Origin of the sequence: Cohnella massiliensis (genome assembly GCF_900169535.1) — a bacterium.
Lineage (GTDB): Bacteria > Bacillota > Bacilli > Paenibacillales > Paenibacillaceae > Cohnella > Cohnella algarum.
This window is the reverse complement of sequence record NZ_LT821255.1, coordinates 141,477-164,764: the sequence shown is the minus strand read 5'-3', so window position 1 is coordinate 164,764 and position 23,288 is coordinate 141,477. Positions and strand designations below refer to the sequence as shown.

General features: G+C 55.4%; 24 protein-coding genes and 2 pseudogenes. 6 read left to right on the top strand and 20 right to left on the bottom strand.

Annotated elements, in window-relative coordinates; translation table 11 throughout:
* Positions 1-62: 62 nt before the first annotated feature.
* The 11 genes from atzF to rpsF form a co-directional block, all read right to left on the bottom strand.
* Positions 63-1,808 carry an allophanate hydrolase gene (gene atzF, locus B7E11_RS04075; protein WP_080832333.1) on the bottom strand — a complete coding sequence of 582 codons (1,746 nt, stop codon included), beginning with the start codon at positions 1,806-1,808 and terminating at the stop codon, positions 63-65.
* Between the two features lie 229 nt (positions 1,809-2,037).
* On the bottom strand, positions 2,038-2,724 hold the full coding sequence (biuH, locus tag B7E11_RS04070) for a biuret amidohydrolase (protein WP_205429314.1): 687 nt from the start codon (positions 2,722-2,724) through the stop codon (positions 2,038-2,040).
* Between the two features lie 1,693 nt (positions 2,725-4,417).
* Positions 4,418-5,788 carry a replicative DNA helicase gene (dnaB, locus tag B7E11_RS04060; RefSeq protein WP_240353198.1) on the bottom strand — a complete coding sequence of 457 codons (1,371 nt, stop codon included), beginning with the start codon at positions 5,786-5,788 and terminating at the stop codon, positions 4,418-4,420.
* 6 nt (positions 5,789-5,794) lie between these two features.
* Positions 5,795-6,238, bottom strand: a complete 444-nt coding sequence (gene rplI, locus B7E11_RS04055) for a 50S ribosomal protein L9 (RefSeq protein WP_080832330.1) — start codon at positions 6,236-6,238, stop codon at positions 5,795-5,797.
* Positions 6,235-8,202: a DHH family phosphoesterase gene (locus B7E11_RS04050; protein WP_080832329.1), complete on the bottom strand. Its 1,968-nt coding sequence runs from the start codon at positions 8,200-8,202 to the stop codon at positions 6,235-6,237. The genes rplI and B7E11_RS04050 overlap by 4 nt, the downstream gene beginning before the upstream one ends.
* Before the next feature lie 59 nt (positions 8,203-8,261).
* Complete coding sequence (locus tag B7E11_RS04045; RefSeq protein WP_245809621.1) at positions 8,262-9,167, bottom strand: DUF2232 domain-containing protein; 906 nt, start codon at positions 9,165-9,167, stop codon at positions 8,262-8,264.
* A gap of 11 nt (positions 9,168-9,178) precedes the next feature.
* Complete coding sequence (locus B7E11_RS04040; RefSeq protein WP_080832327.1) at positions 9,179-9,481, bottom strand: MazG-like family protein; 303 nt, start codon at positions 9,479-9,481, stop codon at positions 9,179-9,181.
* Between the two features lie 219 nt (positions 9,482-9,700).
* Complete coding sequence (locus B7E11_RS04035) at positions 9,701-10,129, bottom strand: CBS domain-containing protein (protein WP_080832326.1); 429 nt, start codon at positions 10,127-10,129, stop codon at positions 9,701-9,703.
* Between the two features lie 400 nt (positions 10,130-10,529).
* Positions 10,530-10,859, bottom strand: a complete 330-nt coding sequence (rpsR, locus tag B7E11_RS04030; RefSeq protein ID WP_080832325.1) for a 30S ribosomal protein S18 — start codon at positions 10,857-10,859, stop codon at positions 10,530-10,532.
* Between the two features lie 21 nt (positions 10,860-10,880).
* Positions 10,881-11,384 carry a single-stranded DNA-binding protein gene (gene ssb / locus B7E11_RS04025; protein ID WP_080832324.1) on the bottom strand — a complete coding sequence of 168 codons (504 nt, stop codon included), beginning with the start codon at positions 11,382-11,384 and terminating at the stop codon, positions 10,881-10,883.
* Positions 11,385-11,449: 65 nt separating this feature from the next.
* Entirely contained in the window at positions 11,450-11,737 is a 288-nt protein-coding gene (gene rpsF / locus B7E11_RS04020; protein WP_080832323.1) for a 30S ribosomal protein S6, read from the bottom strand.
* A 224-nt stretch (positions 11,738-11,961) separates the two neighbouring features.
* On the opposite strand from rpsF, the gene B7E11_RS04015 reads away from it, so the two are divergent.
* Positions 11,962-12,144: a YjzC family protein gene (locus B7E11_RS04015; RefSeq protein ID WP_080832322.1), complete on the top strand. Its 183-nt coding sequence runs from the start codon at positions 11,962-11,964 to the stop codon at positions 12,142-12,144.
* Between the two features lie 470 nt (positions 12,145-12,614).
* On the opposite strand, the gene B7E11_RS04010 is transcribed toward B7E11_RS04015, so the two are convergent.
* The 8 genes from B7E11_RS04010 to B7E11_RS30860 all read right to left on the bottom strand — a co-directional run bounded on the left by B7E11_RS04010 (position 12,615) and on the right by B7E11_RS30860 (position 19,438).
* Positions 12,615-13,415: an ExeA family protein gene (locus B7E11_RS04010; RefSeq protein WP_080832321.1), complete on the bottom strand. Its 801-nt coding sequence runs from the start codon at positions 13,413-13,415 to the stop codon at positions 12,615-12,617.
* Complete coding sequence (locus B7E11_RS04005; RefSeq protein WP_080832320.1) at positions 13,408-14,760, bottom strand: DDE-type integrase/transposase/recombinase; 1,353 nt, start codon at positions 14,758-14,760, stop codon at positions 13,408-13,410. The genes B7E11_RS04010 and B7E11_RS04005 overlap by 8 nt, the downstream gene beginning before the upstream one ends.
* A gap of 37 nt (positions 14,761-14,797) precedes the next feature.
* Positions 14,798-15,334, bottom strand: a complete 537-nt coding sequence (locus B7E11_RS30095) for a DUF6431 domain-containing protein (RefSeq protein ID WP_080832319.1) — start codon at positions 15,332-15,334, stop codon at positions 14,798-14,800.
* Positions 15,335-15,740: 406 nt separating this feature from the next.
* Positions 15,741-16,067, bottom strand: coding sequence for a hypothetical protein (locus B7E11_RS28780; protein ID WP_139787059.1), 327 nt, complete (start codon positions 16,065-16,067; stop codon positions 15,741-15,743).
* 179 nt (positions 16,068-16,246) lie between these two features.
* Positions 16,247-16,468 (bottom strand): DUF5348 domain-containing protein, encoded by a 222-nt coding sequence (locus B7E11_RS30865; RefSeq protein ID WP_176220599.1) that lies wholly within the window; start codon positions 16,466-16,468, stop codon positions 16,247-16,249.
* Positions 16,469-16,480: 12 nt separating this feature from the next.
* Entirely contained in the window at positions 16,481-17,284 is an 804-nt protein-coding gene (locus tag B7E11_RS03985; RefSeq protein WP_080832318.1) for an ExeA family protein, read from the bottom strand.
* Positions 17,281-18,663, bottom strand: a complete 1,383-nt coding sequence (locus B7E11_RS03980) for a DDE-type integrase/transposase/recombinase (RefSeq protein WP_080832306.1) — start codon at positions 18,661-18,663, stop codon at positions 17,281-17,283. The genes B7E11_RS03985 and B7E11_RS03980 overlap by 4 nt, the downstream gene beginning before the upstream one ends.
* Positions 18,664-18,835: 172 nt before the next feature.
* Positions 18,836-19,438 (bottom strand): DUF6431 domain-containing protein, encoded by a 603-nt coding sequence (locus B7E11_RS30860; protein ID WP_420830679.1) that lies wholly within the window; start codon positions 19,436-19,438, stop codon positions 18,836-18,838.
* A 192-nt stretch (positions 19,439-19,630) separates the two neighbouring features.
* Here B7E11_RS30860 and B7E11_RS03975 point away from each other — a divergent pair.
* Positions 19,631-19,837: pseudogene (locus B7E11_RS03975) on the top strand (MFS transporter); the annotation flags it as partial.
* A 21-nt stretch (positions 19,838-19,858) separates the two neighbouring features.
* Here B7E11_RS03975 and B7E11_RS30090 read toward each other — a convergent pair.
* The gene (locus tag B7E11_RS30090) at positions 19,859-19,972 is read right to left on the bottom strand and encodes an IS3 family transposase (RefSeq protein ID WP_080832317.1); all 114 of its coding nucleotides are present in this window, start codon (positions 19,970-19,972) and stop codon (positions 19,859-19,861) included.
* Between the two features lie 461 nt (positions 19,973-20,433).
* On the opposite strand from B7E11_RS30090, the pseudogene B7E11_RS03965 reads away from it, so the two are divergent.
* From B7E11_RS03965 to B7E11_RS03955, 4 genes and pseudogenes are all read left to right on the top strand, one after another.
* Positions 20,434-21,954 (top strand): annotated as a pseudogene (locus B7E11_RS03965) (malate:quinone oxidoreductase); the annotation flags it as partial.
* Positions 21,955-22,071: 117 nt separating this feature from the next.
* Positions 22,072-22,656 carry a uracil-DNA glycosylase gene (locus B7E11_RS03960; protein WP_080832315.1) on the top strand — a complete coding sequence of 195 codons (585 nt, stop codon included), beginning with the start codon at positions 22,072-22,074 and terminating at the stop codon, positions 22,654-22,656.
* Positions 22,657-22,755: 99 nt separating this feature from the next.
* A complete protein-coding gene (locus B7E11_RS30570; RefSeq protein WP_275901450.1) occupies positions 22,756-22,890 on the top strand; it encodes a hypothetical protein in 135 nt (44 codons plus the stop codon).
* The gene (locus B7E11_RS03955; protein ID WP_080832314.1) at positions 22,887-23,246 is read left to right on the top strand and encodes an MmcQ/YjbR family DNA-binding protein; all 360 of its coding nucleotides are present in this window, start codon (positions 22,887-22,889) and stop codon (positions 23,244-23,246) included. Before B7E11_RS30570 ends, B7E11_RS03955 begins: the two co-directional genes overlap by 4 nt.
* The last annotated feature ends 42 nt before the right edge of the window (positions 23,247-23,288 follow it).

The following is a 23,288-nucleotide window of genomic DNA, read 5'->3' as shown; positions in this document are numbered from 1 at the left end:
AAAGAAGGCCTACTCCCGATCCGATCGGCTTCAGCCTTCTTGCGCAGGGTTCGATATGACGATTATGGAACGGCGCGCCAGCTTCCCAGCGCCGTTATTTTTTCTCCCAGGGCTTCCGCATAGCCTTCGCAAATGAACCCCGGAACCTCGGTTCCGTCCTGCAGCTCCACCTTGCCGATGCCGAGAGGCGCTGCGATTCCCGTCACGAACGCGCCGAACGACTTGACCGGCACTTCCCACAGCTCCAGGCCGATCGAGGCGCCTCCGTCCGTTTTTTTGATCAATCCGGGCCTTGGCGGCGTCGCGGCGAGCTTGATCATCTCGTACTTCGGAGCGGTCCGGTCCTCCCGGACGAATCGGGCGCCCATGCCCAGCATTTGCTTCTCGAGCGGAAAGCCCCGCATATGCAAGCCGCATACCGCGACCAGCGTTCGATCCGCTTCGCCGGACGGCCATGGGCTTCCGTTCAGAAACGTTTCGGCCGCGCTTGCGACCAGGCCTTCGTTTGCCGCGAGCGCAAAAAACGTAATCCCGAACGGCAGACGGTCCGCCGCGCTCGCCGCCGGAACCGCCGCCGCGCACAAATCGAGCAGGTTGCAATGGTTCGTATAAATACCCATTTCGCTGTTCGTTTTGATCGGGTCGGCCCGCACCTCGTCTCTCGTCCAGGTGCCGCCCGCAGTCGGCATGACGAGCACCGCGTCTTCGAGCAGCTTGCCCGCTTCCAGACGGTAGGCTTGCAGCTCGTGAAGCGATTTGAACAAGGATGCCGCGCGGTGGCGCTCTTCCGCTCCGGAACGCAAAACCTGCTCGGTCACGGGAAACGCGCTTCCGGGATGATGCTCAACGAAGCCTCCTAAACTCGCCCAGCGTTCCGCCACATACGGGCCGCTGTAGAGCATCGCCGCCGCCTGCATGAACATCCCGATGTCGACCGGCTCCCAGTCCGCGCCCATCGCGGCAAGCCGCCGCTTCGCCTCCTCCCATGCCGCTTCGTATTCCTTCGCGAACGGTCCGAAAAACCGCAGCGGCTCCTTCGGCAGCAGAAAGCGCTTCGGCTTCCTTGGCGCGGGCGCGGGAATGTCCTTCGACCAAGGGTCGCCGGCGTCGAATCCTCTCGCAACGCGGTCGACGGCCAGCGCATCCTCCAGGCTCCGGGCGAACACCGTCACGCAATCGAGGCTGGCCGAGGCCGGCACGACCCCTTTTGTCGGCCAGGCGCCCAGGCTTGGCTTGTAGCCGACGATGCCGTTCAGCGCCGCGGGCACCCGGCCCGAACCGGCCGTGTCCGTGCCGAGCGCGAAAGCGGCCTGGCCTCTCGCCACCGCTACGGCCGACCCGGAGCTGGAGCCTCCGCTGATCAGTTCGCTCCTTAGCGCATTATGCGTCTCCCCGTAAGGGCTTCTCGTGCCGACGAGTCCCGTGGCGAATTGGTCCAGATTCGTCTTGCCGAGCGGAATGGCCCCGGCCGCGACGAGACGTTCCACGACGGTCGCGTTTTCCGTCGGCATATATTGATAATCCGGGCATCCCGCCGTCGTCGGAATGCCGGCGCAGTCGATGTTGTCCTTGATCGCGAACGGTATTCCCCACAAAGGCAAAGAAGACGGATCGGTCGCTTCGAGTCGTTCCAGATACGGCCGGATTCGTTCCATGCGCGGAGGCGTAATCCAGATGTTCATGTCCGCGTCCGCTTCCGCGCGGGCGATCAGTTCGCGGATCACGTCCTCCGGCTCCAATTCCCGATTCGCGTAAGCCGCGCTTAGCCACTCGATGGTTAGGTCGGTCGGAATGTGGCGTTTCCCCATAGGATCGGTCTCCTTCCTGCAGCTTCGGCCAAATCGATGTTCGATGACAGGCCTTCTCTTTTTTCATCCATGCGCCAGCCATCGCTTCCTGCGCTCGCTTTTCGGCTTTTATGGCTTCTGACTTCTTTCTGACTTCTTTCTGACTTCTTTCTTGCTTCTTTCTTGCCTCTTACTTCTTTTTTGTTTCTTGCTCCTTACTTTCCGCAATCCCTCGTCCGTTTTTCGCCATTCAGGCCAAGCCGCCCAAAGCCGCGATGACCTTCTCCGAGTCGGACACGCTGCCGAACACGCCGCCTTGCATCTTCACCATCTGGAGAGCGGCGAGGTGGTTGTTGAAATCGGTCGCGCCGGTGCAATCCTCCAAAATCAGACACTCGTAGCCCCGGTCGTTCGCCTCGCGCATCGTCGTATGGACGCAAACGTCCGTCGTAATGCCGGTCAAAATGAGATTGCGGATCCCTTTCGTTTTCAAAATCAAATCCAGATCCGTCGCGTAAAAGCTTCCTTTGCCGGGTTTGTCGATGACGATTTCCCCTTCGGCCGGCGCCAGCTCCTCGATAATTTGCCAGCCGGGCTCGCCCCGGACCAGTATTTTTCCGGCCGGCCCCTGCGAGCCGATTTCGGCCCCGATCTGCTTGCTCCGCCATCTCTTGTTTTCGGGCAAGTCGGACAGGTCGGGACGATGGCCTTCGCGCGTATGAATGACCGTAAATCCGGGAATCGCCCTTGCGGCGGCCAGCAGCTTCCGGATCGGCCCGATCGCCCGCCGGGTCAGCGAAAGATCGTACCCCATCCGATCCACGTACCCGCCGGGACCGCAAAAATCCGTCTGCATATCGATCACGATCAGCGCCGTATTGCGAGCCGTTATATTTCCGTCAAAAGGATACAGGTAAGGATCCGCTTGAATATACATGTTCATCGCTCCTTCTTTCGTTCATGTCATGGTTTCAGGCAGCTTCGCTTCTTTTGTAATATTATATAACACCAAAATTCGAAGATCATTGTAAGTTTATAACATATATTTGTTGATTCTTTTATAATTCGATTATAAATGGCACGTCGGATGCCGAAATCTCAATAATCCACGCTCGGGTTGGGGGCGAATAGCTGACATGGAGATCGGCCAGATTGCAGCCGGATATATGCGGCTGGTCAAGATGAGTCGTCACGACCCAACTGGGTCGTTAGCGGACTGCGAGGGCGGCGATATGAGTCGTGGTTACTCATTTGAATGCGGCTTTATGCGTATGGCGGGTAAGATGAGTCATCACGACCCAACTGGGTCATTAGCGGACCTGCGGAGGGGGTGAAATGAGTCGCGGTTACTCAAATGAGGGCGGCTTTATGCGTATGGCGGGTCAAGATGAGCCGTCACGACCCAACTGGATCGTTAGCGGACTGCGAGGGCGGCGAAGTGAGTCGTGGTTACTCATTTGAGTGCGGCTATATTGCGCATTGCGGGTCAGATGAGTCGCCACGACTCATCTGGATCGCTAGCGGACTGCGAGGGCGGCGAAATGAGTCGTGGTTACTCATTTGAGTGCGGCTATATTGCGCATTGCGGGTCAGATGAGTCGCCACGACTCATCTGAATCGCTAGCGGACCTGCGGGGGTGGCGAAGTGAGTCGTGTTTACTCAAATGAGGGCGGCTTTATGCGTATGGCGGGTAAGATGAGTCGTCACGACCCAACTGGACCGTTAGCGGACTGCGAGGGCGGCGAAATGAGTCGTGGTTACTCAAATGAGGGCGGCTTTATGCGCATGGCGGGTCAAGATGAGTAGCCATGACTCAGTTGGATCCGCCGGGGAGCGCGCCGACCTCCGGAGTGGATGGGAGAAGATGAGGTGCTCTGGAGAAATGAGCTGAAAAAGAGAGCGGTCCCCATGAAAATCGCAATATGAAGTGAAAAAGAAGATGATGGCCATAACCTTGCATCTCGCCGCGAACCCGGCGACTTCCATTTCGACGGCAGCCTGTCCGAATGCGAAAGGACGACATCGGCTCCTTAGGCTGCGGATTCGTCCGCGTACATACGTCAGTGTCTCACAACTAACATTAAGCGTCTCTCTGCGCTGCAACCTTCTTTGCTTACTTTATGACAAACTCAATAAACGTTATAATAAATCACAGATAGTGGTCGGTGGGTGCTCGGTGCAGTTCCTTCGAAAGGAGGGATGCCCGTGAATCATGACAAGTTGTTCGACGTCCTTAAGTGGATTTCCATGCTTATGACACTGTTTTTTAGTGTTCGGAAATTCGCTCGCTGGATACGTCGAAAGCTTCGTAACATGAAAAAACCCACCGCTTAAGCTTGGTCTGCTTCGGTGGGTTTTGCAGTTACTGCGCGCCGTGGTTGCCCACTACGCTATCGAAGCGGTGTCGTGTTGGCGCACGGCACCGTTCTTTATTAGGATTACCATTATTATAACGCGAAAAACATGGATATACAATCGTCAACTAAACGGTTTACACTATACGCTCAAAAGGATCAAAAAACACAAACTCTTGCGTCTCGCTATGCCGCAAACTGCGCGAACTCTTGCGCTTCGCATGCCGCATCTGCGCGAGCCCCCTCCGCTCAAGCCTCCCGTTGCCCGCTTCCGCTCACGCGGTGCCGGCCAGCGGATCGCTGTGGGAGCGGTCGAGGCTGACGAACTTGTTGAAGTTCTTCAAAAAGACAAGCTCGACCGTGCCGACCGGCCCGTTCCGCTGCTTGGCGATGATGATTTCGATGATGTTCTTTTTCTCGGTATCCTGATTGTAGTAATCGTCCCGATACAGGAACGCGACGATGTCGGCGTCCTGCTCGATCGAGCCCGATTCCCGCAAGTCCGACATCATCGGTCGCTTGTCCTGCCGCTGCTCGACGCCGCGTGACAGCTGGGACAGCGCGATGACGGGCACTTCCAGCTCCCGCGCGATCTGCTTCAGCGTCCGCGAAATTTCCGATACTTCCTGCTGCCGGTTTTCCCCGGGCTTGCCGCGGCCCTGAATCAGCTGCAGGTAGTCGATCAAAATCATGCCCAGCCCTTTCTCCTTCTTGAGGCGGCGGCACTTGGCGCGGATGTCGGCTACCGTAATGCCGGGCGTATCGTCGATGTAGATTTGCGCCTCCGACAGCGAGCCGATCGCCATCGACAGCTTTTCCCAGTCGTCCCCCTCGAGGAAGCCGGTCCGCATCCGGCCCGCGTCGACGTTCGACTCCGCGCAAATCATCCGGTTGACGAGCTGCGCGGCCGACATTTCGAGACTGAAGATCGCGACGGTTTCCGAAGCGCGCACCGCGACGTTTTGCGCGATGTTGAGCGCGAAGGCCGTCTTCCCGACGGAAGGACGGGCCGCGACGATGATGAGATCGCTTCGCTGGAAGCCGGACGTCATTTTGTCGAGATCGGGAAACCCGGACGGAATGCCCGTCGTGCCGCCCTTATGATTGTAAAGGAACTCCACGCGCTCGAAGACGTCCATCAGGACGTCGCGAATGCTGATGAACCCGTGCGCCGCCCGCCGGTTGGACAGCTCCATGATCCGCGCTTCGGCGTCGTTCAGCAGCGCTCCGACGTCGTCCTCCGTCGTGTAACCGCTGGAAACGATTTGCGTCGCGGTCCGGATGAGCCGGCGCAGCATCGACTTCTCTTCGACGATCTGCGCGTAATACTCCACGTTGGCGGCCGTCGGCACGGCGTTGGCCAGCTTGGCCAGGTAACTGACGCCGCCGATTTCCTCGAGCTGCCCGCGATCCTGAAGCAAGGCGGTGAGCGTGATCAGATCGAGCGGCTCGTTGTTTTCGTTCAGATCGATCATCGCTTCGAAAATCCGCTGGTGGGCGACGCTGTAGAAATCCTCGGACCGAAGCCGCTCCATCGCCGTGATGAGCGCTTCGATTTCCAGCAGGATGGCGCCGAGCACCGCTTGTTCCGCTTCAAGATTTTGCGGCGGAACCCGGTCGTACAACATCGTTTCCCCGCTTGCCATTGCCGGTTACTCCTCCGCGACTTGCACGTTCAGCGTGCCTTTCACTTCAGGGTACAGCTTGAGCGGCACTTGCGTCACGCCGAGCGTGCGAATCGGCTCGTCCAGGTCGATCTTCCGCTTGTCGATGGCGATGCCGAGCTTCTCGAGCGCCTCCGCGATTTGCTTGCTCGTGATGGCGCCGAACAGGCGGCCGCCCTCGCCGGCCTTCGCCTTGATGACGACCGTCGTTTCGCCAAGCTTCTTGGCAAGCGCCTGCGCGTCTTCCTTCTCTTTCGCCTTGCGCTTGTCGGCGGAGGCTTTCATTTGGTCGAGCGTCTTTTTGTTCCCTTCCGTCGCCACTTGGACATAGCCCTTCGGCAGCAGAAAATTGCGCGCATACCCTTCGGATACTTCCTTCACTTCGCCCTTCTTGCCTTGTCCCTTTACGTCTTGCAGGAAAATGACCTTCATTCCAGAATCCCCTCTTCCTCTTCCAGTTCTTTTAACGCTTTTTTCAACTTGGCGGCCACTTCCTGCGGCGTGCCCTGCATCTGGCACGCCGCGTTCGACAAGTGTCCCCCGCCGCCCATCCGCTCCATCACGACCTGCACGTTGATCTGCCCGAGCGAGCGGGCGCTGATGCCGACGAGCCCGTCGGCACGCATCCCGATGACGAACGAGGCGCGAATGCCCGTCATCGTCAGCAGCGTGTCGGCCGCCTGCGCGATCAGCAGCTGCGTCACCGGCTGCGTGCCGCCGGCGACGGCGATCGCGATGTCGCCGCGGTAAATTTCGGCGTGCTGGATGATTTGCGCCTTTTTGATGTATTCCTCAAGGTCCTCCTTGAGCATCCGCTGGATGAGCATCGCGTCCGCCCCGTTGCGGCGCAGGAACGATGCCGCTTCGAACGTGCGGGAGCCGGTCCGCATCGAAAAGCTTTTCGTGTCCACGGTTATGCCCGCGAGCAGCGCGGTTGCCTCCCTGACGTCCAGCACGATCCGGTCCTGGATGTACTGCAGCACCTCGGTGACCAGCTCGCATGTCGAGGACGCATACGGCTCCATGTAGACGAGCACGGCGTCGTCGATGAACTCCTCGCTGCGGCGATGGTGGTCGATGATGACGATCCGTTCCGTCTGCTGGAGCAGCTTCGGTTCCGCGACCATCGAAGCCCGGTGCGTGTCGACGACGACGGCGAGCGTCCGCTTGCCGATCATGCCCAGGGCCTGCTCCGGCGACACGAACCGTTTGTAAAGCTTCTCGTCCTCGCGAATCATATCGACCATCCGCACGATGGCCGGATTGACCGATTCCAGGACGATGTGCGCTTCCTTGCCGAACTGCCTGGCCGCTTTGACGACCCCGATCGCCGCGCCGATCGCGTCCATGTCCGGCATTTTGTGCCCCATGACGATAATGTTGTCGCTCTCCTTGATCAAATCCCGCAGCGCGTGGGAGATGACGCGGGCGCGCACCCTCGTGCGCTTCTCGACCGCGTTGCTCTTGCCGCCGTAGAAGCTCTGCCTGTCGCCGACTTTGACGACCGCCTGGTCGCCTCCGCGCCCTAGGGCGATGTCCAGGCTCCCCTGCACGAGATGCCCCAGCTCCTCCATATTGTCGGTGCCCGAGGCGAAGCCGATCGACAGCGTCATCGGGAGCTTCAGATCCATCGTGATCTCCCGCACCTCGTCGAGCAGCTCGAAGCGCGACTGCTCCAGCCTGCGCAGCGCGCTCTGGTTCGTGATGACCATATATTTGTCCGACGAAAGCCGACGGAGCAGCAGCCCGTATTCCCTCGACCATTCGTTGATTTCCCCGGTCACCTTGGACAGCATAAGCGCCCGCTGCTGCTCGTCCATTCCTTGCGCGACTTCCTCCAGATTGTCCATCATGACGATGCCGAGCGCCAGCTTTTCGTTTTCGTACTTTTGCTTGATCGTCCAGCTCTCGGTGATGTCCGTGGCATAGAGGACTCTCTCGCGGGTACGGAACAGCATTTCATAGACCCGGCCGTTCAGCGTCATCTCGATCCGGTGCGCGTCCTTTTCCTTGACGGGGACCTGAATGCCGGGAAAAAGATCGGTCAGCGTCAAGCCGACGATATTCGGCCGGCCTGCCATTTGCGCGAGATAATTGTTGTGCCATTGGATTTCCCGGTCTTCGTTGTAGAGCGCGATGCCGAACGGAAGCGTGCCCATGACATCGTTGCCGACGCCTTTGATGCGGTAGGACAGCGTGAGGACGTAGTCGTCCAAATCTTTGCGGAACGCCCGTTCTGCCAGCAGCGCGTACACGGTCACGCCGGCGCCCAAAACGAGCGCGATAAGACCGAGAACCCACTGATACAAGGCCAAAGCGACCGTCAGCAGCAAAATGAGGACGAGCGCCCATACATTGTGCATACCGTGCCATCGCTGAACGAGAAACTTGGGCATGTCATGCTCCGCTCCCTTGCTCGGTTAATTCTTGTACTTTCCGCCCGTGCCGCCTGCCGTCAATTTTTAGTAAAATACTTGCGCAGCGGGAACGCCACGTCTAACAACCCGATCAGGTAAAATGGAGGATACAGCAAAATCGGCACCGCGATTGCGATCGGAACCGCCTTATGCCACCGCTTGACGCTCGCGAGGAAAAAGAAAAAGGCGATCGCCTGGATCGTAAAGGCGAACCGTAAAACCGGGACCGCATTGGCGACGACCAGCGTCAGAAAACCGGGATCTTCCGCCGAAACCATAAAACTGAGCACCAGGGCGATCAAATAATAAAACACCAGGCTGCGGGGCAGCATCCACGTTTTCATCTGGGGCATCGACGGGGTTTGAATCCCGGTGAGCGCCAGCGCGCGCCGGGACAAGAAATGCGTCAGCCCGGCCAGCCCGAACGAAGTAAGTAGCAGCAGCGCCGGCAGCATCGTCATGATCGTATCCGTCAACTGACTGGCCGTATCGGCCGCCCAGCCTTCCGGAAGAAGCGTTCCGGACGTATCCAGCGCCTGCGAGGCGTCCTCCAGCAGCACCGTCAAATAAGAAGTTAAATCGACGTCGTACTGCGACGAAAAAATCATCAATTCCACGAGCAGCTGCGCCAAGATCACGACGAACCCGATCAGAACGACCCGTTTCGGGGCCGCCCTTTTTTTATACAAGTGTCCCATGACGATCGACGGAATCAGAAAAAACAAGCCGAAGGTCAACGCAACCAGAGCGTAGGATCCCGACAGCACGAAGGCTGCGGCGACGACGCACGCCATATGCAGCGCGAACGACAGCGGTTTAAGCATCGTGTACAGCACGACCATCGGGGTCATCAGCAAAAACAGCGTAACGATGTTGAGCGACGTCGGAATGCTGAGCAACAGCAAAAGCGCCGTCGCGCTCCAGGCTACGGACTTCCAGCCCATGTTCAATGAGGTCACCTCTTGCGAATATGTTCTTCGAGCGCCGACAAATCCTTGTACTGGTCCTCGAGCTGATGGCCTTCCTGCCGGAGCCGGACGACCTTCTCGGCAACCGCCTTGTCCAGTTCTTTATAGGAAATGCCGAGTCTCCGTCCCAAAATGTACCCTCCGGCGATCAAGCCGGCCAAACTGTCCGCAATGCGAACGGTGCTCCCATCCCACATCGCCTTGAAAAGCCGGGATACTTGGTCAAGCAGTTCCGTCTTCAACCATTCAATCAGTTTCGCCCGGGTGGCGACATCCAGTTCGCGTTCCATCGCTTGAACCCATCCCTTCCTTCGGATTCTTTCAAGCCCAAACTCGGTGTCTGACCGCAAAAGCTGCAATCTCCATTATAGCACAAATTGCCCTCGCACCAAGCATCCCCGCAACATCGCAAAGGCGCGCCCCCTGCTGTGAAAATAAAGCAAATAACGGCCAAAAAGCGACCGTTATCCGCAAAAAACGCTGCGTTTCCCGCAAGCCGTATGCAATTGTTAAGCGCTTCCGTTATCCTTCGCGGGAGCCAGCATGAGCCGGGCGCAGTAATCGATCACGTCGCTGCGGCGGACGATGCCGATGAACCGCCCCATGTCGTCCACGACCGGCACGAAGTTTTGCGTTTTGGCGAGCGAGATCAAGTCCTCCATATTCGCATCGATGCGCACGGGAAGCACGTTTCGGCGGAACTCGATTTCGGACAGCGTGACGCGGTGGGCGTTATCGAATTGGATGTCGGGACTGTTTTTCAAAAACCAGAGCAGGTCGCCTTCGGTTACGGTGCCGATATAAACGCCCTCGTCGCTCAGGACGGGAACGGCGGTATAGCGGTGGCGCTCCATCCGCTCAAGCGTCTGCCTTAACGTCGCGGTCTCCGGCAAACAAACGACCTCTTGCTTCGGCAGAAGAAAAAAAGCGATATTCATAATTCCTCTCTCCCTGTCGCGAGGGTTTCAAGCAAAAACGGCCGAAGCGTCTGAAGCTCCGACCGTTCCATTATATCACGCCGAGGCATGGCCTCACCACGACCGGGCGAAACCGCCGCGAGGGAAATTGTGCTTGGCGAGGATTCATTTTACCGTCGGGTGCCGTCGGGGCCGGCCTCAAGCTTCGGGATGATCGACATAGGCGAATTGTCGAATGCATGAAATGGCGCTATTCGCTCTATCGTCCGTTTCGCCGGAACAACCAAGCAAGAGAATCAGCGAAGCACATAGAAAGAACAACGTACGAATCATCGCATGAACTCCCTTCTTCCTCAGCGCGGCGCAAAAAAACCCCACCAAGACGGCTTGACCGGTTTGGTGGGGTTTTGCGCGCTTTGTCTTACTCCGTCGTGTAAGGCAGCAATGCCATTTGGCGGGCGCGTTTGACCGCAACCGTCAGCATGCGTTGGTATTTCGCCTTCGTGCCGGTTACGCGGCGCGGCAGGATTTTGCCGCGTTCGCTGATGAACTTGCGGAGCAAGTCCAGGTCTTTGTAATCGACGTGCGTAATTTTATTGACCGTGAAGTAGCACACTTTGCGGCGCTTGTTGCGGCCGCGGCGGAATTTGCGGGGCTCGCGTTGTTCGCGGCCTTCGCCTCCCGGTCCACGATTTTCGCGGGGTGCGCGCTCTTCACGAGCAGCTGGCGCAGTTTGTTGTTGTTCGCTCACGTTTTCTCCGTCCTTCCTGTCTTAGAATGGCAAATCATCGTCCGATATATCGATCGGCTTGCCGTCATCCGCAAACGGGTCCCCGTTGTTGCTGCCGCCACGCGATCCGGAACTGCGGTTTCCGCCGCCGTATCCGCCGCCTCCGCCGTAATTCCCGGACGGTGCGCCGTAATCGTCGCGTCCCTGTCCGCCGCCGCCTTCGCGGTTCGGCGATTCGAGAAAACGCACGTTATCGGCCACAACCTCCGTCACATAAACCCGGCGGCCTTCGTTGTTCTCGTAGTTGCGCACTTGCATGCGCCCTTCCACGGCGGTCAAGCGACCTTTCCGAAGGTAATTCGCGCAGGTTTCCGCCTGTTGGCGCCATACGACGATCGGAATAAAATCGGCTTCGCGTTCTCCGCCTTCGCGGGAAAACGGCCGATCCACCGCAAGCGTAAATTGCGCAACGGCGACGCCCGAGGGCGTGTAACGAAGCTCGGGATCCTTGGTCAGGCGTCCGATCAGAATGACCCGGTTCAACATCGTGGATTCCCCCTAACTATGACGGCCTTGGGCGGCGAGCCGCCAGGCTGTCGTGCAGTGTTCAATTAAGCAACGACTTCTTTGACAACGATGTGGCGAATGACTTCGTCCGAAATTTTCAGGACGCGTTCCAGTTCGGTCACAACCGATGCCGGCGCCGAGAAATGAACCAGCACGTACGTACCTTCGCGGTACTTCTTGATCTCGTAAGCCAGGCGCTGTTTCTTAGGCGCTTCCGCTTTCAAGATCTCGCCGCCGTTCGCGATGATGCCCTGGAATTTCTCCGTGACAGCTTGAACGGCTTCTTGGTCCACGTCCGGACGGATGATGTACATCAACTCATAGTTGCGCATGTCCGTTCTACCTCCTTTTGGTCTTTGGCCCCCCGCTTGTCATACCGCGCGGCAACGCCCGCGGCCGAGGAGCAAGGAGTATACGATAAGGGGAATTGCTTAAATCGCATACCTGACTAGATTACCACATCGTAGCCCAAAACTCAATAGATATGCCGCTTCCGCTTTGCTGTCCCGAATCGCCCGGCCCCTTTCGCGGAACACTACAACCGGAGGTGAGCACGATGGGAGAATGGAGCGAATTCGAGCCCGGCGACCGCGCGCCCAACGACGGCGTGTACATCGAGATCGGCGAGGCGTCGTTTCATACCGGAATTACAGATCCGAAAAGAGTGCATCTGAAGAAAGGCGAGCGTTTCCCGGAGACGCAAAACAAAAATCGCAAGTGGAAAAAATTCAACAGCTGATTTCCGAAAACCGCGCATAGGCGATTCCGGTTCCGGACATTCTAATTACCGGCGACGAACAGAGAGGTGTGGTTCCATTGAACCCTGTGAGGCAACAGCCGGATTTTGGCAAGCCGGAAGGTTCGTACCAAACGGAGTAGGAATGGAGTGTTGCGCCAAAGACACGTTCTAGGCAACACCGCACAGCCCTTGAGGCTCGGCATCCGAATCGCCGGTGATCGCCCTCTGGGGTATTGCCTTGAAGGCAACGTTTAGGAATACGACTTCAACTCATCCATCGTCGCCCGGAGGGCCCCGCAAGGGGCCCTTCGTCATAGTCTGTTAAGATATCACTCATGCTATGTTCATTCCTCTAGCCCAAACCCTGTTCATACTGTTACTGCCAACGCATAATGCCCGCCAGTTGACGGTGTAAGTTGTCCTGCTGGTGATGGTCAATCTGTCCCCTGATGTTTAAGGAAAAGGGAGAATCACGATAATTCTCCCTGGATGACACGCTTGACCATATGATCGTCAATGATCCGATGTTTGTTCTGTGAGCCGTAGATGAGTGCATGTGTACATACTTTGTTGATCAGCCTTGCGGCGCCGCTCGAGAATCGGTAGATGTCGTCGATCGCGCTGTCGGTAAAGATGTCATGCTCCGCGCCAGCGAACGTCATGTGACGCCTAATGTAATCGCCGGTCTGGGCACGATCATAGTGCGGCAGCTTGCACTGCAGGTCGATCCGCTGGCGGATCGCCGCATACGCTTGCATATTCAGGCGATCCCACAGCTCGCTTTGACCGACCAGGATGAGCGCCATAGGGCTCTGTGCATCCATCTTGAAATTGAGCAGGAAACGCACTTCCTCCAGCATTTCGCGATCCAGCAGATGGGCCTCGTCGACGACGACAACCGGCTGCAATCGATGAATACCGCGCATAAGCTCAATCTCGCGGTGCAGCTGGCGCTTGGCATCGCCGCGGTAGAACTTCGATTCGCAGCCGAGTTGTTCGAGCAACCCCTTGTAAAAATGCCGCGGCGTCAGCTTAGAGTCCGATAGGTAGAGCACCTTGTACTTTGCCGGATCCAGCACTTCGGTGAACCGCCGAATCGTCGTCGTCTTCCCCGTGCCGCAATCGCCGGTAACAACCGCAAACCACTGCCGCTGGGCAGCGTACTCCAGACGCCCGAGCGTTTCCTCGAGCGTGACCGATTCGTACAACTCGCTGGTCGAGATGTCCCGGGAGAATGGTGAGCGGGTAAGGCCGTAGAAGGACTCAAACATGACCGTCCTCCTTGGTCATCCGGCGATAAGCCACGGCCGGCGCCTGCTCCGCTTTGCGACTCCTGCTGCGATCCTCCGCTGCCGCGAGCAGCCTTGACGCATCTGCCGGCAGCGGACCGATATGCTCCGGAAGCTGCGGCCGCTTGCCTGCGCGTTCGCCGATGATGAGTTCCCGCACGCGCCAAGGTATATGGCCTTCGTACTCGATCGTAAGCTCGGTGATGTCCGCAGGGTCGAACACCACATCCACCGTGCAGCCGATGAACGGCAGGCCGACCTCGTACTTCCGGTCCATGAAGCTGATGCAGCCGGATTTGTCGACCTTGCGTGTCTCGCAGTGCAGGAATGCATTCGCGAGCTCGTCCGGATCCACGAACCGAAGCGCTTGCTTGTCGCTACGGTACGCCGTTTCCGGACTACGCTTGTTCTCCAGCGCCGAATGCGGCTTGTTCTGATAGCACTCCGACAGCCATACGGCAAACAGTTCGTTGAGCCGCTCGAGCGTTTTCGGTTTCTCAAGCGCGGACTCGCTCAGGAACGCATCCACCACGCGATTAAACCGTTCGACCTTGCCGGTCGCCTCCGGCGAGTAGGGCCTCGCGAATAGCAGCCGGATCCCGAGCTTGGAGCATGCCCTCGTCATCCATTTGGTCCGGTACTGCTTGCCGTTGTCGAAATAGACCGCCTCGGGAGCGCCGAACTTCTGAATGGCTTGGCGGAAGCAGTGCTCCACGATGGTCTTGTCCATGACCGGGTAGAATTCGCCATGAAGCACAAACCGCGTCGCGTCGTCGATAAACGTCACCAGAAATACCTGCTTCATGGTACCTCCGGGGCCGATGGGCAAGTACGGGCCATACTTGATATCCGAGTGCCACAAGCGATTACGATGGCGCTTTTGGAACCGCCGTGCGGCGACGCCCGATTCGGCGTACATGCGCATATGGCGCGTGCTGTAACCGCGCTCTGCTAATCTTTCCTGCAGCGTGCTGCGCTTGATCTGCCCGGGTTTTATACGGCCTTCCCATTCCAGGATCTGAATGAGCTGGGCAACGCTTCGGCCGGGCACCTCCCGGCGCAGCAAAATGGCCTGCTCCACAATTTCTGGTGGAATGATCTCCTCTGACGGCTGGCGTCCCTTGCCTCGTGGCTTCAGGCCGCCGAAGCCGTCTTGGCGATACTTGGCCAGATACCGGCGCAGCGTCCGCTCGGAGAGTCCAGTTTGCTCACATATCTGTCGCTTGATCTGGCTGGCTTTGGCGGTGTCCAGCCCTTCCGCCAGCAGCGGTGACAGGAGCTGCATGCGTTCCGACGCGACGGCCTCTGCTTTCTTCTGATCTTTCATCTGTTCTGCACCTCGCTTGGTAGACTTCCAGATGAGTCTACCGCAGCATCTTGCCGGACAAGAATGCAGAACGGGTATGTAACCACAAATTTGAATTTGCGACCGGGCGGACAATTCGCGCCAGCCAGCCGGGGGCGTCCCCGACGTAGTGTCCGAAAGGGTGATGTGCAGTCTGCGTAGAGACGGACGGCTTCTTCGCAGGGTCCTGATGAAAGCGAATGGCGATAGATCTTAGAGCTCCGAGCAGGTATGTGGTCTGTTCGCGAAACCAGTTCTTCCAGCGAAGCAAAGTCGCGTCATCTGCCGCTACCGTAGATGGAGCCGCATGTTCCGATACGACTTGTTCCACGCATGCCGATTCGTACCGTTTGTACGGCACCACACAATCCGGGAGCTCATGGTGGATCTTCCGGCATTGTGTACAACGCAGCCGGCGAATGACGAGCAAGCGGCGATCTCCGTCCTCGCTGGTGAGCTTCCGCTTCCGACTGCCAATGACACTAAGCGCTTCTCCACAGCAGGGAGAGGGAACCAATTCTGCACATCGAACAAAAAACGCCGGGTGACTTCTCATCCAGCTCATACTTTGATACAATGACCATGTTGTTTGGGGGATGCATCCCGTGAGCCTGTTCCCGCAGGCCCACATACATGGGAGGCATCCTTTTCCTTTTCTGTGATACGGTCATTATATTCAGCAACTCTCGGACAGGCAATCCCGCCAGCAATTGGACGTTATCTTTCGGCGGCAACATCATACATCCTACGGAGTAAAAGTTATGGTTCCCGACAATACCTACAAATAATTTTTTTATTTTGGTTTTATTCTATCGGTTCACCCCCCATTGTAGGCCAAACCTTTCAAAAAAATCTGATCCTTCTACAAATTATTACAAACTTTTCAATTAAATGGTGGTATCATTGGGATGTAATTATCTTCATTTTAAGGGGGGATCTTATGATTCAAGAGTTATTTTTTTCTAAGATATTTTAGGCATGCCAAGACAATGATTACTATTACTACAATTCCGAGTAACCAGAAAAAAATTCCTAATAACTGCATCCCTAATACACTCATCACGATTTTCCTCCCTATTTGTATAAGTAAATTTTATACCACTATATAATAACATTGAAAAGGATAGGATAAAAATGAAATATTTTTCTCTTAAGTTTTCTAAAGTGTTTTTATCAATTAGCGTGCTTTTTCTTGTCTTTTCGTCCAATATTTCAGCATCCACTGAAAGTAATTCCAGTAAAATTTCTGTTCGAGACATTGTTCCATCTGAATATTTAGCTGCATACAAGGGTAAGTTTTCTTCCTACGAAGAAGTGAACCACGTAGCAGGGTGTCATCAGCCACTTTAATTGACGGTAGATTCGGAACCGCCAATGACGGTGGCTTTTTGCTTTCCTCACCGCCGTTTCGGAGACAATTATATTTCGCCTTTGTTTGTCGGCGTAAAAAAACTGCTCCGAAGAGCAGTTAGAACAGCGGTCGGACGCGGTACTTGGCATGTCGGTGGAGCCAGAACTTCGAATTTCCAAACTTCACGTACCAGTCCGTATCGAGCTCAAGGTTGGATGGCAAGAAGTGCTTTCCTACTTGAATCATCACGGCATCACCACAACGTAGCGAGCAAAGCAACTCTTCTCCATCGTACACGTTCCAACGCTCGGTATCTCCATGAAATCGTATCTCATTCATATTTGTCATCCCTCACTGTTCCTTAAATTCAGCTAGGATCCTCGTCACATGGACGGTATCAATCATTTTGTCTTTTCGCAGCACTGCATCCAGAAGCGCAGCGGTGCAGACGTTATTTATCTCTCGGCATATCCCCCGAGCATGCGCGTATATGGCGTCCATCGCTTCTGTCGTAAACACCGGCCCTGTACTTCCGGCAACCTCCAATTGGTGGGAGATGTAATCGCGGCACTCCTCGAGCGACAAGCCTTCCAAATGAAAACGCACGTTCATCCGCTGTGTAATCGGCTTGAAGATTCTCAGTTGCAACGTGGCCTGTAGTTCCGGCTGTCCAATGAGCAGCAGGGCAAGCGGCGAAATCGAGTCCATACGAAAATTCGTCAAAAAGCGTATTTCTTGCAGCATGTCTCCTGAAAGCAGGTGCGCTTCATCCACGACAATAACGGCGACCTTCTGCTGGTTCTCGTACAAATCCCATACGAGGTGCTGGAATTGCCGTTTGGCTTCGCTGCGCAGAAACTTGGGCGGCAAGCCGAAGTGGTGGAGGAGTTCACGGTAAAAGTCCCTTGGTTTCAGATTCGCATCCGACAGATAGATAAACCGGTACTTGTTCGGATCCAGTTGGTCTTTCAAGTAGCGAACGGCTGTCGACTTGCCGCAGCCAATTTCACCGGTGACGCAGCCAATCGAGCGAGTCATCACCATATACTGCATCCGTGCTACACATTCTTCGAATCGCTTGGAGCGGTGCAGATGCCGTGTTTCAATCTCCCGGGTGAACGGAACGCGCTCCCACCCGAAGAAACCACGAATCATGAGCGATTCACCTCTTTCATCGCTCGCGAAAGCGCAGCGCCTTGCGCTTCGCGGGTCTGCCGTTTCTGTTCTTCCACCAATAATTCCACATAGTTGAGGCCCGTCTTCGGCGGTTGCATGACGGCCTTCGGTTCATCCTGCTTCGGCCGGTTTTTCGGATCGCGGAGCTTCATTGGCTTCGCGTCTTCATAGCGCTGGCCGTCCTTCCACACCTGGATGACGGACAGGTCGTGCGGATCGAATCGCACCTGAATCTTCGAGCCGGCAAGCTCTGTCTGGACCTCGAATATCGTGCCCAGCAGCGAGATGCATCCCGTTTTGTCCACTTTGCGGGATTCCTCCAGCAAGAATACTTCTATGAGTTCATGCGGCGGCAACATGCGAATCGGGTGGTCGTCTTTTTGGTATCGGTCGACTGGGCGCTGCTTAAAGCTGTTGTGGACTTTCTGGTGGTAAGCAATCTCAAGCCACGCCGAGAAGAATCGATTCAAATCGTTAAGCGTCTGGATCTTCCCTTGTTCAATCAGGTCGTATGCCTCCGGCACAAAGCTCTGGTCGACAAATCGGAAGAACTTTTCTTGCTTCCCGCGTCCCATAGGACGTCCGGGGCGAGTATGCTTAAGCTCTGCCCCCAGTCGCCCGCAAATCCGCTCAAAATGGTGTGAAGAATAGATGGCGCCGTTATCGACATAGATCATTTCCGGCACTCCGTTCTTTAAAATCGCCTTCTTCAGGCAATCCTCCAGCCGGGCCACACGTTCCTCGAAATAGAACTGGCCATGCACAACGAAGCGAGAGTAATCGTCAATGAAAATAACCAGATAGGCCATGACCTTCTTGCCGGGCTTGTCCGGATGCGGAAGGTAAAGGGTATGCTGCACATCGCCTTGCCACATGCTATTTCGGTGCGTGGCTTCAAACCGGCGAAAGTGGCTCCACCCCGTATTCAGTAACGCTTTGCGCGTGACGCCGCGGCGGCGAAGCTGCTTGCTAAGCGTGCTTTCTTTCAGGGTGCCGGGGGCCACGAATGCCGCCAGTTCCAGAATCGCAATAATCTGCCTGACGCTTCGGCCGGGTTGCTCCTGCTTTAAGGCAATCGCTTTGGCAAGCACATCCTCGGGGATTTCCCTGGTCGTGAGTTTGTCTGCTCGGACGGAGGGCAACAGCGCCTCCCATCCGCCTTCGCGATACGCTTTTAAATATCGCTCAAGCGTTCGTAGACTAATTCTCCTTCGCTGTCCCGACGACGTTTCATACTCATGGCTTACAATTTCGCGCATCAACGCCATCTGTTCTCCGGGATCCAATTTGCGGCTAACCAGTGATGCAATTAAGCCATAACGGAAGTTGGCTTCTTGCTGCCTTGCTTGCTCATCCATGCTAAATCTCCTCTCCCTGTGGTCTATGAGAGTATCGCATAGACGCTAGAAGCCAGGGAGGGCGCATATTTTGTGGGATCAGGAGGGCAACTTGCCGTCCAGGCGATTTTTAAAGCAATTTTGGAGGCGATTTTCGTTTGCCTTGCTCCTTGGCGGTGGATGCTGAAGGGATTTATAAGCGTGATGCTACAGGTAACCTCGCATTTAGAAACGTCCAATAGCCCCGTCTGGATGCGCCAGCGGGGATGAATCGGGGTAACAGTTTGTCCAGCCAATCCAATGTATCCATTGGCGTTGGGTTCATCATGGTGGGGTAAAGGTGGAGCATATCCGTGTCGTCCCCCTGGGCTACGAGTTTCCCAGCAACCCATAGTGCTGCATCCGCTGCGCGGCGCAGATGTCTTGCCCACCAGCGTTTCAACGTACGGCGGCTATAACGCACGGCAGGAGTTGTTGTGCTTTCTGTCGTCTGCCGCCAAGAGAATCCCTTGTGCTTGCGCTTTAATGCCGCTTCTCGCACCCAAGTCGCATACCGGGCCCATGGAATCAGGAACTCCGGCAGGAGGGAGATTGTTATTCTACAGGTAGGACAATATCGACGGTAGATCGGGATCTGGATGACCTCATGCTTCGTCACAATTCCTCGCCAATAACGACCGTGTTTATGGAGAAGCCGACCGCAGTTTTCACAGCAGAGCTGGACGTCAGGAGATTGATTTCCGAATGTGCGTAAATAAGCCTTGCAAGAAAGGCCGAAATAAAGTATTTTTGACATGATGAAGTGAATGCTCCCGGGGATCCTCGCCAAAGGTTCGGGAGCATTTTCCTTTTTAATCGACAATAGCCTAATCCACCGTCATTGTACAGAAGGGATTAGGCTATTGTCGGCTGTTTATTCGGTTTGGCTCCGCCACACCGAATGGCGAATTCATGCCTTTTTCCCGCCATAAAGTCAGGCGGCGAACAGGATGCGAAAGAAGCTCCCGAATTTGGTAACAGCTTATTCGTTTCTTTTTCTAATATCGGCATTACGGCAGGGACATGGATCGGAGGCTTGTTTATTTCCCAGTTGGGCACGCATCAGCTTATCTGGAGCGGTATCATTTTATTGTTGATTACCTTCATACTGATCCTGATAAAAGCGGCAAGTATAAAATTACAGGTTGTCAAGTAGAAAGTCATTAAATAAAAGCATTTAAGCGGCCTTAATCCTAAATTCCATGGGACTTAGGCCGTTTAATTTTGCTTGTAATCGTTCGTAATTATAGAAATAGATATAATCATACAACCGTTCGAAACTTTCAAACATACTGTTTGCCTGAGAATTAAATCGGCGTGCGATGAACCCTCAGGTGTATCAATTACAACATAGCGGTAGGTTTGTGTATTGGATGTTGAGGGTGCACGCATCGCCTTTGCCAAAATTTCAGTCATTTCTTCTTTACTTGATTCTTTAAAACGACCAAAGTGGGTTTTAACATAGGGAGGCTCTAAGTAGCAAATAAGTAGCAAAATAAGTTGTAAACCATTATACGGAGCAAGTGTCTTTTAATTGAAAGAATGGCCCGGATTTAAAAACACCAACGACATTTACCAGCTTATATAGAGCAGATATGTTTTATAATATGAATTAAATACTTTAATCTATTTTTCATAGTGATACAATAGAAAGAGTTAAAAAATTGGTCCAGAATAGATGCATAACGAAGTCGCGACCTGGTTTGCTGTGATGCCTAAGCCGGAGCGGCTGCATCTTTCTGCAAATCGAAAGGGTTAGGGACGGTAAATATGAGCAGCAAACAAACGAAAACAGACGTTGTCTTGATCGGTGCCGGAATCATGAGTGCGACTTTGGGATCTCTGTTGAAGGAATTGGTCCCCGACTGGGAAATCACCTTGTTCGAAAGACGGGCCATCCCGGGCGAGGAAAGCTCGAACGAATGGAACAATGCGGGAACGGGCCACTCCTCCCTGTGCGAGCTTAACTATACCGTCGAGAAGCCGGACGGATCGGTAGATATCAGCAAAGCGATCAAGGTCAACGAAGAATTCCAGGTTTCGAAGCAGTTCTGGTCTTATCTGGTCGAGAGCAATCTGATCCGGAATCCGAAGGATTTCATCGTGTCCGTTCCCCACATGAGCTTCGTGCAGGGGGAGAAGGACGTCGCCTTCCTGAGAAAACGTTTCGAAGCGTTGTCTAACAATCCCCTGTTCCAAGGGATGGAATTTTCCGACGATCCGGCGAAGCTGGCGGAATGGATTCCGCTGATGATGAAAAACCGGACCGGGAACCAGCCGATCGCGGCCACCCGCAGCGAAGCCGGAACGGACGTCAATTTTGGCGCCTTAACGCGCATGCTGATTACCCACTTGAAAAATCAAAACGTCGACATCAACTACAACCATCATGTCCAGGATATTAAACGCGGCAGCGACGGCTCCTGGGAATTGAAGGTGCGGAATGTCGGCAGCGGCGCCGTGGAACGCATTTCGGCCAAATTCGTTTTTATCGGCGGCGGCGGCGGAAGCCTTCATCTGCTGCAAAAATCCGGCATCCCCGAAGGGAAAGGCATCGGCGGATTTCCGGTCAGCGGCTTGTTCATGGTTTGCAAAAACCCGGAAGTCGTCTCCCGGCACCATGCCAAAGTATACGGCCAAGCTCCGGTCGGGGCGCCTCCGATGTCGGTTCCGCACCTGGATACCCGGTTTATCGACAATAAGGAATCGCTGCTGTTCGGGCCGTTTGCGGGCTTCTCGCCCAAGTTTTTGAAATTCGGTTCCATGTTCGATTTGATCACTTCCGTCAAACCGCACAACCTCTTGACGATGCTGGCGGCCGGCGTGAAAAACGCTTCGCTCACGACCTACCTGATCAAGCAGGTCATGCTGTCGAAGGAAAAGCGCATGGAAGCTTTGCGCGAATTCGTTCCGGACGCCCGAAGCGAGGACTGGGATTTGCTCGTCGCCGGCCAGCGCGTGCAAATTATTAAGGACACTTCCGCCGGCAAAGGAACGCTGCAATTCGGGACGGAAGTCATCAGCGCGGCCGACGGGTCGATCGCCGCTTTGCTCGGGGCTTCGCCGGGCGCGTCCACGGCCGTTTCCGTCATGCTGGAAGTCATCCGGAAATGCTTCCCGCAACACCTGAAAGCGTGGGAGCCAAAAATCAAGGAAATGATTCCGTCTTACGGCGTCACCCTGCTGAAGAACCCGGATTTGATTCGCGACATTCAGACTTCGACTTCGCGGACGCTCGGCTTGGCAGGCGTAAAGCAAGCTCATACGGCTTAGCCTGAAGGCCGAGCCGCAAGGAGGCATAAATTGCCGTTTCGGCAATTTGTGCTTCTTTTTGTTTTGTCCAGGGCATAATGAGTTCATTCGGCAGCGGGAAGGAGCGGCGGGGACGAGATGGAGCATCCGTTTGAACTGTGGCCGGAAGAAGCGGCGCCGCCCGACGCGAAGCATTGCGAACGCTGCGAACTGGCCGGTCAGCGGTCCCGCGTCATTTGGGGAGAAGGCAATCCCGACGCCCCGCTCTTTCTTATCCTGGATAATCCCGGAGCCCGCGAGGATCGGGAGGGGAACCCGTTTTTGTGCGGGACCCGCGAAACCCTTCAGCGCGGGATGATGGAGGCGGGGGTGCCTGCGGACGCGGTTTATATGACTTATTTGCTTAAATGCCGGCCGCTCCGCGCCTACGACAAGCCGGAGGCTCGGGCCGCGTGTTTTCCGCATTTGCGGTTGCAACTGCAGGAGAAACAGCCCCTTGTCCTGTTCGGCTTCGGAAATGTCGTGGCGGAAAGGTTACTCCCAGAGAAAGAGAATCCCAGCGTTAAGGAACTAAGAGGAGTCTGGCATGAGTTCCAGGGCATCCCCATTGGATTTACCTATCACCCGTTAGCCGTCCGAAGGCGTCCGAACTTGATGAAATTTTTTGTCGAGGATCTGGTTGCGCTTAAAGACAAGTGGACGAAATCGATGAAGGCCGATTGAGCGTTTATTCATGACCGATGATGATGTCGTTTTTGTTCAAGAACGACTGCCCTTCGCTTGATATATTCGATATGAATATCTTTGAGGGAGGGCAATTTCATGACGTTTCGTTACGATTCTGCAGTGCTGAAGGTGGAACATATGGACCGTTCCAGAACCTTCTATGAAGATTGGCTGGAGATCGGGGAGCCGATTGCCGTAGAGCAACTGATAGAGGGGGGCGGTCTCGAATGAAGGCTGCGGATTCGCCAGCGCAGACATGGATCGCGTATTGCTTGAACAAGAAAGGTGCCGCTCTCGTCTACCCGTTCGGCGCGGATATTCCCGTTGTGAGCGTCGGAGGGAAGATGTTCGCTTCGTTCAAGGATTCGTTCATGAACGTCAAGTGCGATCCGCACAAAGCGGCGGAGCTGCGCGAACAATATGCCGAAGTCACGCCGGGATACTACATGAACAAGCGGCATTGGAATTCAATCGATTTGACCGGCCGATTGACGAAGGAGGAAGTGGCCGCCTGGATCGATCACTCCTATGAGCTGATATTTCAAAGTTTGAAGAAAGACGTTCGAGAGGCGATTCGTTCGCTGTGAACCGGAGGAAGCGAAGGGGCGGCAGTTGCGACCATACGCTCC

What these genes read in the sequence shown, in the direction of transcription:
- atzF (WP_080832333.1), bottom strand. Translation starts at nt 1,808, where the DNA reads ATGGGGAAACGCCACATTCCGACCGACCTAACCATCGAGTGGCTAAGC.
- biuH (WP_205429314.1), bottom strand. Translation starts at nt 2,724, where the DNA reads ATGTATATTCAAGCGGATCCTTACCTGTATCCTTTTGACGGAAATATA.
- dnaB (WP_240353198.1), bottom strand. Translation starts at nt 5,788, where the DNA reads ATGGCAAGCGGGGAAACGATGTTGTACGACCGGGTTCCGCCGCAAAAT.
- rplI (WP_080832330.1), bottom strand. Translation starts at nt 6,238, where the DNA reads ATGAAGGTCATTTTCCTGCAAGACGTAAAGGGACAAGGCAAGAAGGGC.
- B7E11_RS04050 (WP_080832329.1), bottom strand. Translation starts at nt 8,202, where the DNA reads ATGCCCAAGTTTCTCGTTCAGCGATGGCACGGTATGCACAATGTATGG.
- B7E11_RS04045 (WP_245809621.1), bottom strand. Translation starts at nt 9,167, where the DNA reads ATGGGCTGGAAGTCCGTAGCCTGGAGCGCGACGGCGCTTTTGCTGTTG.
- B7E11_RS04040 (WP_080832327.1), bottom strand. Translation starts at nt 9,481, where the DNA reads ATGGAACGCGAACTGGATGTCGCCACCCGGGCGAAACTGATTGAATGG.
- B7E11_RS04035 (WP_080832326.1), bottom strand. Translation starts at nt 10,129, where the DNA reads ATGAATATCGCTTTTTTTCTTCTGCCGAAGCAAGAGGTCGTTTGTTTG.
- ssb (WP_080832324.1), bottom strand. Translation starts at nt 11,384, where the DNA reads ATGTTGAACCGGGTCATTCTGATCGGACGCCTGACCAAGGATCCCGAG.
- rpsF (WP_080832323.1), bottom strand. Translation starts at nt 11,737, where the DNA reads ATGCGCAACTATGAGTTGATGTACATCATCCGTCCGGACGTGGACCAA.
- B7E11_RS04015 (WP_080832322.1), top strand. Translation starts at nt 11,962, where the DNA reads ATGGGAGAATGGAGCGAATTCGAGCCCGGCGACCGCGCGCCCAACGAC.
- B7E11_RS04010 (WP_080832321.1), bottom strand. Translation starts at nt 13,415, where the DNA reads ATGTTTGAGTCCTTCTACGGCCTTACCCGCTCACCATTCTCCCGGGAC.
- B7E11_RS04005 (WP_080832320.1), bottom strand. Translation starts at nt 14,760, where the DNA reads ATGAAAGATCAGAAGAAAGCAGAGGCCGTCGCGTCGGAACGCATGCAG.
- B7E11_RS30095 (WP_080832319.1), bottom strand. Translation starts at nt 15,334, where the DNA reads ATGAGAAGTCACCCGGCGTTTTTTGTTCGATGTGCAGAATTGGTTCCC.
- B7E11_RS30865 (WP_176220599.1), bottom strand. Translation starts at nt 16,468, where the DNA reads ATGAATGAGATACGATTTCATGGAGATACCGAGCGTTGGAACGTGTAC.
- B7E11_RS03985 (WP_080832318.1), bottom strand. Translation starts at nt 17,284, where the DNA reads ATGATTCGTGGTTTCTTCGGGTGGGAGCGCGTTCCGTTCACCCGGGAG.
- B7E11_RS03980 (WP_080832306.1), bottom strand. Translation starts at nt 18,663, where the DNA reads ATGGATGAGCAAGCAAGGCAGCAAGAAGCCAACTTCCGTTATGGCTTA.
- B7E11_RS30860 (WP_420830679.1), bottom strand. Translation starts at nt 19,438, where the DNA reads ATGTCAAAAATACTTTATTTCGGCCTTTCTTGCAAGGCTTATTTACGC.
- B7E11_RS30090 (WP_080832317.1), bottom strand. Translation starts at nt 19,972, where the DNA reads ATGTTTGAAAGTTTCGAACGGTTGTATGATTATATCTATTTCTATAAT.
- B7E11_RS03960 (WP_080832315.1), top strand. Translation starts at nt 22,072, where the DNA reads ATGGAGCATCCGTTTGAACTGTGGCCGGAAGAAGCGGCGCCGCCCGAC.
- B7E11_RS30570 (WP_275901450.1), top strand. Translation starts at nt 22,756, where the DNA reads ATGACGTTTCGTTACGATTCTGCAGTGCTGAAGGTGGAACATATGGAC.
- B7E11_RS03955 (WP_080832314.1), top strand. Translation starts at nt 22,887, where the DNA reads ATGAAGGCTGCGGATTCGCCAGCGCAGACATGGATCGCGTATTGCTTG.